Here is a 15,088-nt window from a genome sequence, read left to right as displayed (position 1 = left end):
GTCACAACCGGTCGGGCGCCTCGATCCCGAGCAGCGACAGGCCCAGCACCAGCGTGCGGGAGGTGAGCTGGGCCAGCGCGAGGCGGGAGCGGCGGGTGCGGTCGTCGGGAGCGTTCAGCACCGGGCAGTTCTCGTAGAACGAGGAGAACGCCACCGCCGTCTCGTACAGGTGGCCGCACAGCTTGTGCGGCGCGAACTCCCGCGTCGCCGTCGCCAGCACCGCGGGCAGGTGCAGCAGCTTCACGGTGAGGGCGCGTTCGGCGGGCTCGGTCAGCACGACCGGCGTGCCGCGCGGTGCCTCCCCGCCGGCGCGGGCCACGACCGACAGCACGCGGGCGTTGGCGTACTGGAGGTAGACCGAGGTGTTGCCCTCCATGGCCAGCATCCGGTCCCAGGCGAAGACGTAGTCCTTCTCCCGGTCGCCGGACAGGTCGGCGTACTTGACCGCGCCGACGCCGACCGCGCGGGCCACCTCGCGCTGCCGCGCCGGGGTGAGCGCGGACCGCTCGGCCACCACCGCGGCGGCCCGGTCGACGGCTTCGCGCAGCAGGTCGACCAGCTTCACCGAGCCGCCCGCGCGGGTGCGCAGGACCTTCCCGTCCTCGCCGAGGACCGAGCCGAACCCGACGTGCTCGGCGCGGTGGTCCGCGTCGAGCCACCCGGCGGCGCGGGCGACGGCGAAGACCATCCGGAAGTGCTGCGCCTGCGGCGAGCCGACGACGTAGAGCAGGTCGGTGGCGCCGCGTTCGCGGGCCCAGTAGCGGGCCGTGGCCAGGTCGGTGCTCGCGTAGCCGTACCCGCCGTCGCGCTTGCGCACGATCAGCGGCAGCGGTTCGCCCTCGCGGTTGGTGAAGCCGGGCGGGAACACGCACACCGCGCCGTCGCTGACCTCGGTCAGCCCCTTGGCCTCCAGCTCGGCGACGACGTCGGCCAGGAACGGGTTGTAGAAGCTCTCGCCGTAGTAGTCGTCGGCGGTCAGCTTCACGCCCAGCAGCTCGTAGACGGCGGCGAAGTGCCGTTCGGACTCCGCCACCAGCTCGCGCCACAGCGCCAGCGTCGCCTCGTCGCCGCCCTGCAGCGCCACGACCCGCGCGCGGGCCCGGTCGGCGAACGCGGGGTCGGCGTCGAACTTCGCGCGGGCCCGCCGGTAGAAGCCGTCGAGGTCGCCGATCGAGTGCCCGCCGGACGCGCCGCCCTCGTCGAGCAGGTGCTCGATGAGCATGCCGAAGGGGGTGCCCCAGTCGCCCAGGTGGTTGTGCCGGACCACCTCGTGGCCCGCGAACTCCAGCAGCCGCACCACGGCGTCGCCGATGATCGAGGACCGCAGGTGGCCGACGTGCATCTCCTTGGCCACGTTGGGGCTGCCGTAGTCGATGGCGTACCGCCGCGGCGGCGCGACCGGGACGCCGAGCCGTTCGTCGGCGAGCAGCCGCGACGCCTGCTCCTGCAACCACTCGCGGCGCAGGGTGAAGTTGACGAAGCCCGGCCCGGCCACCTCGGGCGGCTCCACGAGGTCGGCGGCGTCGAGGTGCGCGACGATCGCGGCGGCGACCTCGCGCGGCGGTCGGCCGAGCCGCTTGGCCAGGCTCATGGCGGCGTTGCACTGGTAGTCCGACCCCCGGCCGGGGGCGGAGGGTCGGATCACCGCCTCGACCGGGGTGATCTCCACGTCCAGCGCCGCCTTCAGCGCCCCGGCCACCCGCGAGCCGAGCTCCAGCCCGACGTCCCCGCCCAGCACCCGATCACCCTCCGTCACGTCCTCGGTTGATCGGGCGATTCTCCGGGACGACCGCCGCCGGCGCGAAGCGAATTCGCCCGGCGCCGGAACACCAGCGCCTCCCACGGCCGCAGGTCGACGCGGCCGGACGAGATCGACGGCGGCCGGTCGGTGTTGGCCAGCACGAGGTCGGCGCCGGACCACCCGGGGTCCAGCTCGACGCGCTGGTCGGTGCCGCCGAGGTTGGCCACGACGAGCAGCCGCGTGTCGTCCAGGGTGCGTTCGTAGGCGTACACGTGCGGGTGGTCGGCCAGCAGCATGCGGAAGTCGCCCAGGGCCACCACCGGCAGCTCGTGGCGCAGCTCGATCAGCCGCCGGTAGTGGTGGAACACCGAGCGGGGGTCGTCGTACTGCGCTTCGGCGTTGAGCCAGGTGTGGTTGGGGTTGACGGCCAGCCACGGCTCGCCGGTGGTGAACCCGGCGTGGGTGCCCGCGTCCCACTGCACGGGCGTGCGGGCGTTGTCGCGGCCCATGGCGCGCAGGCCGCGCATCACCTCCTCCGGGTTCGCGCCGGCGGCGACGGACTGGCGGTAGTGGTTGAGCGACTCGACGTCGCGCAGCTCGTGCACGCCGGCGAACGGCGCGTTGGTCATGCCCAGCTCTTCGCCCTGGTAGACGTACGGGGTGCCGCGGTGCAGGTGCAGCACGGTGGCCAGCGCGGTGGCCGACTCCCGCCAGTGCTCGCCGTCGTCGCCGAAGCGGGACACCACGCGGGGCTGGTCGTGGTTGTTCCAGTACAGGCTGTTCCAGCCGACCTCGCCCAACGCCGTCTGCCAGCGGCCCAGCGACGCCTTCAGGTCGCGCAGGTCCAGCGGCTTCGGGTCGAACTTGCCGCCGGGGCCGTGGTCGAGCGAGACGTGCTCGAACTGGAACACCATGTCCAGCTCCCGCCGCGCCGGGTCGGTGAACAGCCGGGCCTGCTCCCACGTGACGCCCGGCATCTCCCCCACGGTCAGGTACTCGCCGGGCCGGTCCCCGAAGACCTCACGGTTCATCTCGCCCAGGAAGTCGTGGACGCCGGCGCGGGTGCCGAAGTGCGGGAACCCGTCGCCGAGGCCGCCCGCCCCGGTGGTGGCGCCGTCGGGCAGGGCCGGGTCCTTGGAGATCAGGTTGATGACGTCCATCCGGAACCCGTCCACGCCCCGGTCCAGCCACCACCGCATCATCTTGTACACGGCGTGGCGGACCTGCGGGTTCTCCCAGTTCAGGTCGGGCTGCTTGCGGTCGAACAGGTGCAGGTAGTACTCGCCGGTCGCCTCGTCCAACGTCCACGCCGGACCGGAGAAGAACGAGCCCCAGTTGGTGGGCTCCGCGCCGGGCTGACCGGCCTCGAACCCCTCCCGCGGCGGCCGCCACCAGTACCAGTCGCGCTTCGGGTCGTCCTTGGACGACCGCGACCGCACGAACCACGGGTGCTCGTCGGAGGTGTGGTTGACCACCAGGTCCATCACCAGCTTCATGCCCCGCGCGTGCACCTCGGCCAGCAGCCGGTCGAAGTCCTCCAGCGTGCCGAACACCGGGTCGATCGCCTGGTAGTCGGAGATGTCGTAGCCGTTGTCGGCCTGCGGGGAGGCGTACACCGGCGACAGCCAGACCACGTCGACGCCCAGCCGCTCCAGGTGGTCCAGCCGCGCCGTGATGCCGGCGAGGTCGCCGACGCCGTCGCCGTCGGAGTCGGCGAAGCTGCGCGGGTACACCTGGTACACCACCGCGGAGGTCCACCACGGGGTCGCCGGGGTCGGGTCCAGAGCCATGTTCCATCCTCGTCCGGGGGTCGGGAACCGTCATCCCAGTTCACCATCGACCGGGCGACGCCGCACTCCGTTGATCACGCGTTGTCGACGGTCGAGTGCCCCGTCAGCACCCGCCCGGGTACCCGGATCACCCGGACGCCACGCGGCTGCGGGTGATCGGTCCACTGAGGACCGTACCGCTCGACGGCCGCGCCGCCCGACGGCCTGCCGGTCGCCGCGCCCTCGGTTACGCTCCGACCAGCCGGTGTGACGCACCAGCCGCTCCGGTCGTCGGCGGGTGCGGGGGTCCGTCCGGTGCGTGGACGCCTCCCGCCCGGGGCACGGGGAGGGGTGCGGACGTGGTCGGGTGGTCGGCGCAGCGGCTCTTCCCCGGTGACGACGCGACCAGCGCCGCCCACCGGGCGCACGACTGGGCGGCCACCCCGCTCGGGCCCGTGGCGTCGTGGCCGGTGGAGCTGCGGGCGGCGATCCGGACCGTGATGCCCTCGCGGGTGCCGATGCTGCTGTGGTGGGGGCCGCGGCTGGTGCAGATCTTCAACCACGCCTACACGCCCGTGCTGGGCGGGAAGTACCCGCGCGCGGTCGGGCAGCCGGGCGCGGAGTGCTGGGCCGAGGTGTGGGACGAGCTGGAGCCGCCGGCCCGGCGGGCGCGGGAGGAGGGCGTGCCGACCTACGCGGAGAACCAGCTGCTGTTCCCGCACCGGCACGGCTACCACGAGGAGACCTACTGGACGTTCTCCTTCAGCCCGGTGCTCGCCGAGGACGGCGCGGTGGCCGGGATCTTCGTCGCGACCACCGACGTGACCGCGCGGGTGCTGGGCGAGCGCAGGCTGGAGACGCTGCGCCAACTGGGCACGCTGTCGATCGCCGAGGCGGACACGGCCGCGGACGCCTGCCGCGCGGCGGTGAAGGTGCTGGCCGGCAGCTCGGCCGACCTGCCCCGGGTGGCCGCGTACCTGCGCACGGGTGACGGCGAGCCGGTGCTCGTGGCGTCCACCGGCACCGGCGCGGACGCGCAGGCGGAGGTGGTGCGCCGGGTCGCGGCGACGGGGCGGGCCGAGATGATCCGCCGCGACGGGACGCTGGTGCTGCCGCTGACGGCCGGCGCCCGCGGCACGCACGGCGCGCTGGTGGTGGGCCTGAGCCCGTTCCGCACCTTCGACCAGCCCTACGCGTCGTTCGTCGACCTGGTCACGGCGGGCGTGGCGACGGCGGTGGACGACACGGTGGCCTACGAGGCCGAACGCGCCCGCGCCACGGCGCTGGCCGAGCTGGACGCGGCCAAGACGCGGTTCTTCCAGAACGTCAGCCACGAGTTCCGCACCCCGCTGACGTTGCTGCTGGCGCCGCTGCACACGTTGCTGGAGGAGCACGCCGACGCGCTGCCCGAGGACCAGCGGGAGGCGGTGTCGGCGGCGCACCGGGCGGCGCTGCGGCTGCGCCGCCTGGTCGACGCGCTGCTGGACGTGGCGCGCGCCGAGGCCGACCACCTGCACGTGCGGCCGGAGCCGACGGACGTGGCCGCGCTGACCGCGGACTGCGCCGCGATGTTCCGCGCCACCGCCGAGGAGCTGGGCCTGGAGCTGGTGGTCGACGTGTCGGGCACGACGGTGTGGCTGGACCAGGAGATGTGGGCGCGGATCGTGCTCAACCTGCTGTCCAACGCGGTCAAGTTCACCACCGAGGGCACGGTGGCCGTCACCGTGCGGACGACGGACGACGACTGCGTGCTGACCGTCTCCGACACGGGCGTGGGCATCCCGGAGGCCGAGCAGGACCGCGTGTTCCAGCGGTTCCACCAGGTCACCGGCGTCAGCGGCCGCAGCAGCGACGGGGTGGGCATCGGCCTGTCGCTGGTGGCGGACCTGGTGGCCGCGCTCGGCGGCACGGTGTCGGTGCGCAGCGCGCCCGGGCGGGGCAGCACGTTCACCGTCACCGTGCCGAAGGCGGGTGCGGCGGCGCCGGCGCGGCGCAGGTCGTTGGACGACCTGGGTGCCGGCTTCCTCGGCGAGGTGAGGCAGTGGGTGCCCCCGGCGGCCCGCCCGGTCGCCGGCACGGGGCGGCGGCGCGTCCTGCTGGTCGAGGACAACGCCGACATGCGCGACTACCTGGTCCGGCTGCTGACCGCGCAGCACTGGGAGGTCGACGGCGTCGGCGACGCCGGGTCGGCGTTGGCGCGGGCCCGCGCGGCCCGACCGGACCTGGTGCTCAGCGACGTGATGCTGCCCGGCCGCGACGGGCTGGCGCTGCTGCGCGACCTGCGGTCCGACCCGCTGCTGGCGCGCGTGCCGGTGGTGCTGCTGACCGCGCGGGCGGGCGCGGAGGCCGCGGTCGAGGCGTTGCGCGGCGGCGCGGACGACTACGTGGTCAAGCCGTTCCACCCGGCGGAGCTGATCGCCCGCGCCAGGGTGCACCTGGAGCTGTCGAGCTTCCGCGAGGCGCTGCTGGCGGAGGGCGAGCGCGAGGTCGGCACCCTGCGCGAGGCGCTGGCCAGCCGCAGCACCACCAGCCAGGCCGTCGGCATCCTGATGGCGGTGCGCCGCTGCGACGCCGACGCCGCGTTCCGGCAGATCACCGCGCTGTCGCAGCGCCGCAACGTCAAGGCGCGCGACATCGCGGCCGGGATCGTCGCCCGCTTCGTGGCGGGCCTGCCCGACGCCTGAGGTCAGACCGGCCCGGGATCAGGCCGGAACGGTGGCGGGCACGCGCAGCACCGCGATGACGAACCGCTTGCGCAGCCGGAAGCCCAGCGACTCGTACAGCCGGATCGCGCCGGTGTTGGCCGCGGCGGCGTGCATGAGCGCCCGGTCGCCGCGGGCGTGGATGCCCGCCGTCACGGCCAGCACCAGCCGGGTGCCCAAACCCCGCCCCCGGTGCGCGGGGTCGGTGCACACGGCGCTGATCTCCGTCCAGCCGGGCGGGTGGAGGCGTTCACCGGCCATCGCGACGAGCGCGCCCCCGCGGCGGATGCCGAGGTAGGTGCCCATCTCGACGGTCCGGGGGCGGAACGGCCCGGGCCGGGTGCGCTCCACGAGGTCCAGCATCTCCGGCACGTCCGCCGCGCCGAGGCGGACGGCCTCGACGTCCTCGACCCCCCGCACGCCGTCCTGCACCAGCTGCACGGCGTCGAGGCGGTCGACGACCTCCCAGTCGGCGGGTGGCGCGTGCGGGGTGGTGATCGGCACGATCCCGCCCGGCCCCGCCAGCGCCGCGACGTCGGACCACACGTCGGCGTCGGGCCGGTCGGGCAGCGCGACGAACGTCGACACGTCCGGGTGGTAGCGCAGCACCTGCCCGTGCCGTTCGGCGAAGCGGGCGTGCGGTCCGGTGAGCGAGGCCAGGGCCGGGTTGTCCAAGGGCGAAGACATGCGCGGCGGCTCCCCCAGTCGTTCGTGATCCACCGAATGATGCGGGCCCCCGGGACGACGTGTCCACCGCGCGGTCGCCGTCCCGGCAGGTGGAACCTCCGCTGTGACCGGCGACACAGCCGTATTCCACTTGACCACCAGTTTGAGTCGCATAGACTCAAACTATGTTCACCAGGGACGAAGCGCTCGACCGAGTCGAACGGGCAGGCTCGGCCGCCGACCTGTTCGGCCCGTTCGACCCCGACCCGGACCGCCGCAAGGAGGCCCAGCGGCTCTACCGCGGCCTCGCCGCCGTGCTGCACCCCGACCGCGTCGGACCCGACGACACCAGGGCGCACGCCGCCTCGGCCCAGCTGACCCGGCTGCACCACGACTGGCAGCACGGCGCCCGCGTCGAGCTGCGCACGGACCGCGCCACCTACCGGCTCACCGACCGCCACGCCGTCGGCAGCGTCGCCAACCTCTACCTCACCGACGGCGCGCACGTGGTCAAGGTCGTGCGCAACCCCGCCCTCAACCCCCTGCTCCACGCCGAGCAGGACGCCCTGCGCCGCCTCGCCCGCTTCACCGACCGGCACCCCTGGCTGCGCCCCTACTACCCGCGCCTGGTCGACGCCCCCGGCGAGGTGGCCCGCGGCTCACGCGCCTTCACCGTCCTGGAGCCGCTGGTCGACGGGTTCGTCACCCTCGCCGACGTGCGCCGGGCGTTCCCCCGCGGGCTCGACGGCCGCGACTACGCCTGGATGCACCGCAGGCTCCTGCGCGCCGTCGCCGGAGCCCACCGCACCGGCCTCGTGCACGGCGCGATCACCCCCGACAACGTGCTGGTGCACCCCGCGCAGCACGGCATCGTGCTGGTCGGCTGGAGCTTCGCCGTGACCACCGGCGAACGCCCCCTCGCCACCGACCGGACGATCTCCTACCCACCCGAGGTCCGCGCCGGCGGACCCGTCACCGCGGCCACCGACGTCCACATGGCGCACGCGCTGATGCTGGACCTCCTCGCCGACGACGAGACGGCGCAGCGCGGGTTCGCCCGCGGCTGCGCGCAGGACGACCCGGACCGGCGACCGGACGCCGTCGACCTGCTCACCGAGTACGACGACCTCCTCGAAGACCTCTACGGCGAACGGACCTACCGACCCTTCGCCCTCCCCCAGACAGGAGCCTGACCATGGGACACGGCAAGTGGGACGACAACGCCTACGCCGCGGCCAAGACCTTCCGCGCCGCCAAGGGCATCGACGACTTCGGCTACACCGCCGCCCTGCGGTCGCGGCCGGCGAAGGAGTGGAAGGCCGACCCGGCGCTGGACCCGAAGGGCGTCGCGGCCCGCGAGTGCCGCGACTCGCCCGACCACGCCGACTCGACCCCGATCGCCGTGCTGTTCGACGTCACCGGCTCGATGGGCCGCGTGCCGCAGATCATGCAGCGCAAGCTCGGCAAGCTCCACGGCCTGCTCCAGCGCAAGGGCTACCTCACCGACCCGCAACTGATGTTCGGCGGCATCGGCGACGCCGACAGCGACCGCGTGCCGCTGCAGGTCGGCCAGTTCGAGTCGGACAACCGCATGGACGAGCAGCTGCGCACCATCTTCCTGGAGGGCAACGGCGGCGGGCAGAAGAGCGAGTCCTACGAGCTGGCCGCCTACTTCGTCGCCCGCCACGTCGTCACCGACGCCTGGCAGAAGCGCGGCCGCAAGGGCTACCTGTTCCTCATCGGCGACGAGCTGAACAAGCCCCGCCTGGAAGCCAGGCACATCCGCCGCGTCATCGGCGACGACGTGCGGCAGGACATCGACCCCGCCTCGGTCTACCGGGAGCTGAGCCGCCGGTGGCACGTCTACTTCGTGCTGCCCAACCAGTCGTCGTACTACCACGACCCCGAGATCGCCGACCACTGGCGCGGGCTGCTCGGCCAGCGCTTCCTCAAGCTGGACGACCCCGGCGCGGTCTGCGAGCTGATCGCCGCCACCGTCGGCCTCGAGGAACGCGTGGTCGACCTCGACCAGGCGATGGTCGACCTCGCCGAGGTCGGCTCGGTCGCCGAGAGCCGGGCCGTCGGCAAGGCGCTGGTGCACGTCGGCGGCACGGCCGTCGCCACCACGACCGCCCCGCCGCTGCTGGACGGTCCCGACGACGTCACCCTGACCTGATGGACGGCCACGTGATCGTCGTCGGCCTCGGGTTCGGCGACGAGGGGAAGGGGGCCGTGGTCGACGCGCTGTGCCACCGCGGCCCCGTCACGTCCGTGGTCCGGTTCAACGGCGGCGCGCAGGCCGCGCACAACGTCGTCGTCGGCGACCGCCACCACACCTTCAGCCAGTTCGGGTCCGGCACGCTCGCGGACGTGCCGACCCACCTCTCCCGCTTCACCCTGGTCGAGCCGATCGCGCTGGCCGCCGAGGTCCGGGAACTGGAGGACCTCGGCGTCACCGACCCGCTGCGCCTGCTGTCGATCGACGCCGACGCCCTGCTCACCACCCCGGTCCACGTCGCCGCCAACCGGGCCCGCGAGGACGCCCGCGGCGCCGCCCGGCACGGCTCGTGCGGCAAGGGCATCGGCGAGACCACCTGGTACGGCCTGCTCGCCGGCGCGCGGCCCGGCCAGGTCGTGGAGCACCAGGAGGTCATCGGCACCCCCGGCCCGGCGCCCACCGTCGGCGACTGCGCGCACCCCGCCGTGCTGCGCCGCAAGCTGGACGCCCTCGCCCGCTTCTACGAACCGCTCATCGGCGCGGGACCGCCGATCGACGACCTCGTGTCCCTCTACCGCGACTTCGCCGACGCCGTCCGCATCACCACCGGCGACGAGGTGGGGCGGCTCGCCGACCGGGGCCGGCTGGTGTTCGAGGGCGCCCAGGGCGTGCTGCTCGACCAGACGCACGGCTTCCACCCCCACACCACCTGGTCCACCGTCACCCCCGACAACGCCCGCGCCCTGCTCGGCGACCGCCCGGCCGCGGTCGTCGGCGTGACCCGCACCTACCAGACCCGGCACGGCGCGGGGCCGCTGCCCACCGAGGACGCGGGCGTCCTGGCGCGGTTCCCCGAGCGCCACAACGGCACCGGCGAGTACCAGGGCGCCTGGCGCGCCGGGCACCTCGACGCCGTGCTGCTGCGGTACGCGGTGGACGCGTGCGGCGGCGTGGACGGGCTGGCCGTGACGCACCTGGACGCACGGGACCTCAAGGTGGCCACCGGCCACGGCACCCCGTTGACCGACCTGACCGACCCCGTCCCCTGGCTGGAGGCCCACCTCGGCGTGCCGGTGCTGATCACCGGCGCGGGTCCGGACCGGGCCGACTACGCCTTGCGCGCACTGGCCCGCGCCTGAGTGCGGGACAATCCCGCCATGATCGAGTCGACCTTGGTGTCGGTGGACGTGCTGGCCCTGCGCTTCGACCCGACCGCGCGCGCCGTGCTGCTCGGCATCGCGCCCCGCGCGCTCGACCCGTTCGCGGGCGAACTCGCCCTGCCCGGCGTGCTCCTCGGCAAGGGCGAGCGGCTGCGCGACGCCGCGCGGCGCGCGGTGACCGGCAAGCTCGGCGTGCCGGAGGCCGCGATCTCGGCCTCCGGCCAGCTGACCACGTTCGACGAACCGTCGCGCGACCCGCGCGGCCCCACGCTGTCGATCGCCCTGTGGGCCACCGTCGACCCGACCGGGCTCGACGGCGACGGCCCGACGTGGGTCCCGCTGACCGACGTGCCGCCGCTGGCGTTCGACCACGACCGGATCGTCCGCGACTGCCGCCCGATCCTGGCCGGCCACCTGTGGCGGGACACCGCGTTCACGGCGGGGTTGCTGGGCCGCGAGTTCACCACCGCCCAGGCGCTCGACGTCACCGAGTCCCTGACCGGCGACCGCCCCTACCCCGCCAACCTCGGCCGCACCATGGAGCGCGTGCCGGGCCTGGAGCGCACCGCCGACCACGCCGCCGCGCTGCCGAAGGGCGGGCGACCGCCGTCGGTGTGGCGCTGGACCGCGTGACCGTCGTCCGCCGTCCGGGTGATCGCGGCCGTTAGGGTGGGCGGATGGCGTCGGTCAGGAAGGTCCAGGTCACGTTCGACTGCGCGGAACCCGAGCGGGTCGCCCGGTTCTGGTGCGAGGTGCTGGGGTACGTCCTGCCGCCGGCGCCGAGGGGCTTCGCCACCTGGGACGAGTACACCGCCTCGTTGCCGCCCGAGCGGCGCGGTGGGGCGTTCGCGTGCGTCGACCCCACGGGCGCGGGCCCGCGGCTGTTCTTCCAGCGCGTCCCGGAGGGCAAGGTCGTCAAGAACCGGGTGCACCTCGACGTGCGGGTCGGCACGGGGCTCGTGGGCGCGGAGCGCCTGGCCGCCCTGGAAGCCGAGTGCGCGCGGCTGCTCGCCCTGGGCGCGACTCGGGTGCGGCTGCTCGAGGCCGACGGCTACGAGGAGTCGTGCCTCGTCATGCAGGACGTCGAGGGCAACGAGTTCTGCCTCGACTGACTGTTTTTGGTCAACACTGAAGTTATTGAGTGGATCAAGTGCGTCTGTGAGTCGATCGACGCGGGTACTCCCCCGGTCGTCGATCCGACCGAGGAGGCCGAGATGCAACCGCTCCCCATCCCCTTCGCGCCGTGGGTGTGGCGCAACGTCGGCGAGCTGCTCGTCCGGCGTGACACCGGATCGCCCGAGGTGGACGAGGCGATCCGGTCCGACGACCGGCACGAGCGCCCGGACATCGGCCTGCTCGGGTACGAGGTCGAGGCGCTCGACGGGACGATCGGCCGGGTCGACCAGGTCAACGCCCGGGTGCCCGCCGACTGCCTGGTGGTCGACGCGGGGACGTGGTTGTCGCGCCACAAGGTCGTGCTGCCGGTCGGGGCCGTGGCCCGGGTCGACCACGACGCGAAGACCGTCCACGTCGACCGGACCCTCGACCAGGTCCGGCAGGCGCCCGAGTACGACCCGGACGCGTTCGACGCCGAGGACTACCGGCGGCGGCTCGGCGAGTACTACACCGAGAGCTACCGCACCCGGCCCGCGTGACGCGCGGGCCCGGCACCCCCACGGGGGTGCCGGGCCCCGCGAACCGTCAGGCCAGCTCCATGATCCGCGCCGCGACCTCCTCGGGGGCCTCCAGCGGCAGCATGTGGCCCGCGTCCTCCACCACGACCGCCTCGCCGCCGACCGCCGCGGCCAGGTCCTTGGCGTTCGACTCCGGCACCAGCCGGTCCTCGTCGCCCACCACCGCGATCACCGGCCGCTCCCCCGCCACGGTCAGCGCGGCCTCCCGGTCGTACCGGTCGACCGCCGGCCGGAACAGCGCGACGGTCTCCGGCCAGTGCGCCCACACCATCTCCGCGGTGAGGTCGACGTCCTCCTGCCGCGGTTCGTCGCCGAACAGCCACCACCGCAGGCCCGCCGTCTTCGCGGGCTCGATCCTCTCCCGCACCGCGCGCACCAGCGGCCCGAAGGCCCGCTCCAGCTCGCGGACCAGCTTGCCCAGGGCCTTGGGCCAGGCCAGCGACGTCTCCGCGAGGTCCGTGGCGGCGGTCGAGACGAACACCACGCCCGCCACCCGCTGCCGGTACAGGCGGGGACGGCGCTCGGCCATCGCCATCGCGGCCATGCCGCCCATCGAGTGGCCCGCGACGACCACCCGCCCCTCGGGCGCCAGCCGCTCGATCAGCTCGCCCAGGTCGTCCCCGAGCCGCTCGATGGTGGCGGTCTCGCGGTCGGCCGGGGACGACGTGCCGTGGCCGCGGTGGTCGTAGGCGATCACCTGCACCGATCCGGGCAGCGCCGCGACGACGCGGTGCCAGCTGCGGTGGTCGAGCGCGTAGCCGTGGGCGAGCACCACGGTCAACTCGGCGTCGGGCGGGCCGCTGCGTGCCACGTTCAGCTCCGTGCCGTCCTCCAACCGCACCCGTTCGGTCGCCATGCCGCTGCCCCTTCCGTCGTCGGACGTCCGGTCGACCAACGAGTGGCGAGCGCGGACGTCACGGCGACCGGACGCTACGACCAGCCCGGATCGCGCAGCAGGCGCAGCCGCCGGTCCAGGAGGGCGGCGAAGTCGCGCGGGCGGCCGACGACCAGCTCGACGTCGTGGCCGGCGGCGTCGCGGACGACGACCACCTCCCCGCCCGGCTCGGCCCGGGTGTCGGCCACCCGGACGTCGGTGATGTCGCGCAGCGGCAGCTCGCCACCCGAGACGTCCGGTGCGGACCGCCCGGTCACGACGTGCCAGCGCAGCACCGCGCCGTCGAAGTCGGCGTGGGCGGGCACGGGGTGCCCGGTGGCGTTGCGCACCTGCCGGGACGCGCTGCTCACGCCGAGCGTGGTGCCCGCGATCGCGCCGCCGGTCACGTCCAGCAGCACGGCCTTCGCCCGCGCCAGCAGCACTCCCCCGACGGCCGCGACGAGGACCGTCGGCAGGGCGAGCAGCAGGTGGCCGGTCAGCAGGACGACCCCGATCCCGTGCGCCGCGGTCGTGCAGGCGACGAGGCCGAGCCACCAGCCCGTGCGGTGCACGTAGCCGCGCCGCAGGAGGAACGCCACCGGCACCGCGCCGCCGACCACCAGCAGCGCCCAGCCGGCCACGACCGCGCCGGACCGGGGTGCGACCAGCGCGACGACCGGGCTGACCGCGGGCGGGGCCAGGAAGCCGAACAGCACCGGGACCCGCGCCCGGGCCCACCGGCGCTCGAACTCCGACCGCACCGAGGCGTGCACCCGAAACGGCACGGACACCCCGCACCACCTCCCGACAGCAGCGTAACGTCACCGTTTCGGGAGTTTCGGGCACGCACGGTGGTGATCAGTCGATCGGTGGGCGCAGGGACTCGCGCAGGAGTTCCACGGCGGCGGGCACCTCGGTGTCGCCGAGGTTGCCGTACCCCAGCACGAGCGCGCGTCCCGGTCCCCGGTGCACGCGGTAGTCGTCGAGGTCGGCCAGCCGCAGGCCCGCGGACGCGGCGGCGCGGACCGTGGCCGCCGTGTCCACGTCGTCCGGCAGGTGCAGCAGGACGTGCAGCCCGGCGGCGGTGCCGGAGGCGCTCGCGCGCGGGATGCGCCCGGCCAGGGTCGTCAGCAGCAGGTCGCGGCGGACGCGGAAGCGGCGGCGGGACGCGCGCAGGTGGGCGTCGTACCAGCCGCGGTCGATGAACGCGGCCAGGGCCAACTGGTCCAGCACGGGGGGCGCGGTGGCCACGGGGTTCGCCGCGCGCAGCCCGGGGACCATCGCGGTGGGCGCGACGAGCCAGCCCAGGCCCAGCGCCGGCGACAGCGTCTTGCTGACCGTGCCGAGGAGGACCACGCGGCCGGGGTCCATGCCCTGCATCACGGCGACCGGGTGGTGGTCGTAGCGGAACTCGGCGTCGTAGTCGTCCTCGACGACGAAGCCCGCCACGTCCCGCGCCCAGCGCGCCAGCCCGGCCCGGCGCGCCGGCGACAGCACCGTGCCGGTCGGGAACTGGTGCGCCGCGCCGACCACGACCGCGCGGGCCGGGGTGCGGGCCAGGTCGTCCACGCGCAGGCCGTCGTCGTCCACCGGCACGGGGTGCACGCGCGACCCGGCGCTGCCCGCCGCGTCACGCAGGCGCGGCCACCCCGGGTCTTCCACGGCGAGGTCGGTGATCCCGTCGGCGCGCAGCGCGCGGCACGTGCGGACCAGGCCGTCGGTGACGCCGGCGCACACGAACACCGACGTGGCGTCCGCGTCCGCGCCGCGCGAGCGCCGCAGGTACTGGGCGAGGGTCGACCGCAGCACGGCGTGCCCGGCGGGGTCGGGGACGTCGAGGTCGTAGTGCACCGCCGAGCCGATGACCGACCGGACGGCGTCGGCCCACCGGCGGCGCGGGAACGCCCGCAGGTCGGGCAGGCCGGGGGCGAGGTCGTACCGGACCACCGGCCGCGAGGGGGTGCGGGACGCGCGGGGCACGGGCGGGCTCGCCGCAGGCGACCACGCCACCCGCGTCGCCGAGCCGACCCGCGCGGACAGGTAGCCCTCGGCGACGAGCTGCCCGTAGGCCTCGGTGACCACCCAGCGGGAGCAGCCCAGCTCCTCGGCCAGCGCCCGGCTCGGCGGCACGGCCGCGCCCTCGGGCAGCCGGCCGTCGCGGATCGCCGTGCGCAGCGCGCGGGCCAGCCGGTCGTGCAGGCGGCCCCGCCCGCCCAGCTCCAGGAGCGTCGACCACGCGAGATTGGTCTGGGAAAACGCCACGG

Annotated in this window: 13 protein-coding genes; 7 read left to right on the top strand and 6 right to left on the bottom strand. The window is 74.7% G+C overall.

Going from position 1 to position 15,088, the window contains the following annotated elements; genetic code table 11:
- Window position 1: 1 nt before the first annotated feature.
- Together argS and ACIGNX_RS27980 are read right to left on the bottom strand one after the other, a co-directional pair.
- Entirely contained in the window at window positions 2–1,738 is a 1,737-nt protein-coding gene (argS, locus tag ACIGNX_RS27985; RefSeq protein ID WP_396543890.1) for an arginine--tRNA ligase, read from the bottom strand.
- A 14-nt stretch (window positions 1,739–1,752) separates the two neighbouring features.
- Window positions 1,753–3,531, bottom strand: coding sequence for an alpha-glucosidase (locus ACIGNX_RS27980; protein ID WP_396543761.1), 1,779 nt, complete (start codon window positions 3,529–3,531; stop codon window positions 1,753–1,755).
- A 338-nt stretch (window positions 3,532–3,869) separates the two neighbouring features.
- Here ACIGNX_RS27980 and ACIGNX_RS27975 point away from each other — a divergent pair, with 338 nt between their 5' ends.
- On the top strand, window positions 3,870–6,194 hold the full coding sequence (locus tag ACIGNX_RS27975) for an ATP-binding protein (protein WP_396543759.1): 2,325 nt from the start codon (window positions 3,870–3,872) through the stop codon (window positions 6,192–6,194).
- A gap of 18 nt (window positions 6,195–6,212) precedes the next feature.
- On the opposite strand, the gene ACIGNX_RS27970 is transcribed toward ACIGNX_RS27975, so the two are convergent.
- Window positions 6,213–6,899, bottom strand: a complete 687-nt coding sequence (locus ACIGNX_RS27970; protein WP_396543757.1) for a GNAT family N-acetyltransferase — start codon at window positions 6,897–6,899, stop codon at window positions 6,213–6,215.
- Window positions 6,900–7,063: 164 nt separating this feature from the next.
- Here ACIGNX_RS27970 and ACIGNX_RS27965 point away from each other — a divergent pair, with 164 nt between their 5' ends.
- From ACIGNX_RS27965 to ACIGNX_RS27940, 6 genes are all read left to right on the top strand, one after another.
- Complete coding sequence (locus ACIGNX_RS27965) at window positions 7,064–8,071, top strand: adenylate cyclase (protein WP_396543756.1); 1,008 nt, start codon at window positions 7,064–7,066, stop codon at window positions 8,069–8,071.
- Between the two features lie 2 nt (window positions 8,072–8,073).
- A complete protein-coding gene (locus ACIGNX_RS27960) occupies window positions 8,074–9,054 on the top strand; it encodes a hypothetical protein (RefSeq protein ID WP_396543754.1) in 981 nt (326 codons plus the stop codon).
- Complete coding sequence (locus tag ACIGNX_RS27955) at window positions 9,054–10,235, top strand: adenylosuccinate synthetase (RefSeq protein WP_396543753.1); 1,182 nt, start codon at window positions 9,054–9,056, stop codon at window positions 10,233–10,235. The genes ACIGNX_RS27960 and ACIGNX_RS27955 overlap by 1 nt, the downstream gene beginning before the upstream one ends.
- 18 nt (window positions 10,236–10,253) lie before the next feature.
- Window positions 10,254–10,889, top strand: a complete 636-nt coding sequence (locus ACIGNX_RS27950) for an NUDIX domain-containing protein (protein ID WP_396543751.1) — start codon at window positions 10,254–10,256, stop codon at window positions 10,887–10,889.
- Between the two features lie 44 nt (window positions 10,890–10,933).
- On the top strand, window positions 10,934–11,368 hold the full coding sequence (locus ACIGNX_RS27945) for a VOC family protein (RefSeq protein ID WP_396543749.1): 435 nt from the start codon (window positions 10,934–10,936) through the stop codon (window positions 11,366–11,368).
- A gap of 102 nt (window positions 11,369–11,470) precedes the next feature.
- Window positions 11,471–11,911 carry a PRC-barrel domain containing protein gene (locus ACIGNX_RS27940; protein WP_396543747.1) on the top strand — a complete coding sequence of 147 codons (441 nt, stop codon included), beginning with the start codon at window positions 11,471–11,473 and terminating at the stop codon, window positions 11,909–11,911.
- Window positions 11,912–11,957: 46 nt separating this feature from the next.
- On the opposite strand, the gene ACIGNX_RS27935 is transcribed toward ACIGNX_RS27940, so the two are convergent.
- From ACIGNX_RS27935 to ACIGNX_RS27925, 3 genes are all read right to left on the bottom strand, one after another.
- Complete coding sequence (locus tag ACIGNX_RS27935) at window positions 11,958–12,806, bottom strand: alpha/beta fold hydrolase (protein ID WP_396543745.1); 849 nt, start codon at window positions 12,804–12,806, stop codon at window positions 11,958–11,960.
- Between the two features lie 74 nt (window positions 12,807–12,880).
- On the bottom strand, window positions 12,881–13,615 hold the full coding sequence (locus tag ACIGNX_RS27930; protein WP_396543743.1) for a hypothetical protein: 735 nt from the start codon (window positions 13,613–13,615) through the stop codon (window positions 12,881–12,883).
- A 67-nt stretch (window positions 13,616–13,682) separates the two neighbouring features.
- Window positions 13,683–15,086: a PLP-dependent aminotransferase family protein gene (locus ACIGNX_RS27925; protein WP_396543741.1), complete on the bottom strand. Its 1,404-nt coding sequence runs from the start codon at window positions 15,084–15,086 to the stop codon at window positions 13,683–13,685.
- Window positions 15,087–15,088 lie beyond the last annotated feature (2 nt).

Origin of the sequence: Actinosynnema sp. NPDC053489 (assembly GCF_044544865.1) — a bacterium.
Classification (GTDB): domain Bacteria; phylum Actinomycetota; class Actinomycetes; order Mycobacteriales; family Pseudonocardiaceae; genus Actinosynnema.
Note: the sequence above shows the minus strand (reverse complement) of the source record. Positions and strands in the feature narration are given on the sequence as shown.

Excerpts from the sequence above, each read along its gene's own strand:
- ACIGNX_RS27955 (WP_396543753.1), top strand. The coding sequence starts at position 9,054 with ATGGACGGCCACGTGATCGTCGTCGGCCTCGGGTTCGGCGACGAGGGG.
- ACIGNX_RS27945 (WP_396543749.1), top strand. The coding sequence starts at position 10,934 with ATGGCGTCGGTCAGGAAGGTCCAGGTCACGTTCGACTGCGCGGAACCC.
- ACIGNX_RS27950 (WP_396543751.1), top strand. The coding sequence starts at position 10,254 with ATGATCGAGTCGACCTTGGTGTCGGTGGACGTGCTGGCCCTGCGCTTC.
- ACIGNX_RS27970 (WP_396543757.1), bottom strand. The coding sequence starts at position 6,899 with ATGTCTTCGCCCTTGGACAACCCGGCCCTGGCCTCGCTCACCGGACCG.
- ACIGNX_RS27935 (WP_396543745.1), bottom strand. The coding sequence starts at position 12,806 with ATGGCGACCGAACGGGTGCGGTTGGAGGACGGCACGGAGCTGAACGTG.
- ACIGNX_RS27980 (WP_396543761.1), bottom strand. The coding sequence starts at position 3,531 with ATGGCTCTGGACCCGACCCCGGCGACCCCGTGGTGGACCTCCGCGGTG.
- ACIGNX_RS27965 (WP_396543756.1), top strand. The coding sequence starts at position 7,064 with ATGTTCACCAGGGACGAAGCGCTCGACCGAGTCGAACGGGCAGGCTCG.
- ACIGNX_RS27960 (WP_396543754.1), top strand. The coding sequence starts at position 8,074 with ATGGGACACGGCAAGTGGGACGACAACGCCTACGCCGCGGCCAAGACC.
- ACIGNX_RS27940 (WP_396543747.1), top strand. The coding sequence starts at position 11,471 with ATGCAACCGCTCCCCATCCCCTTCGCGCCGTGGGTGTGGCGCAACGTC.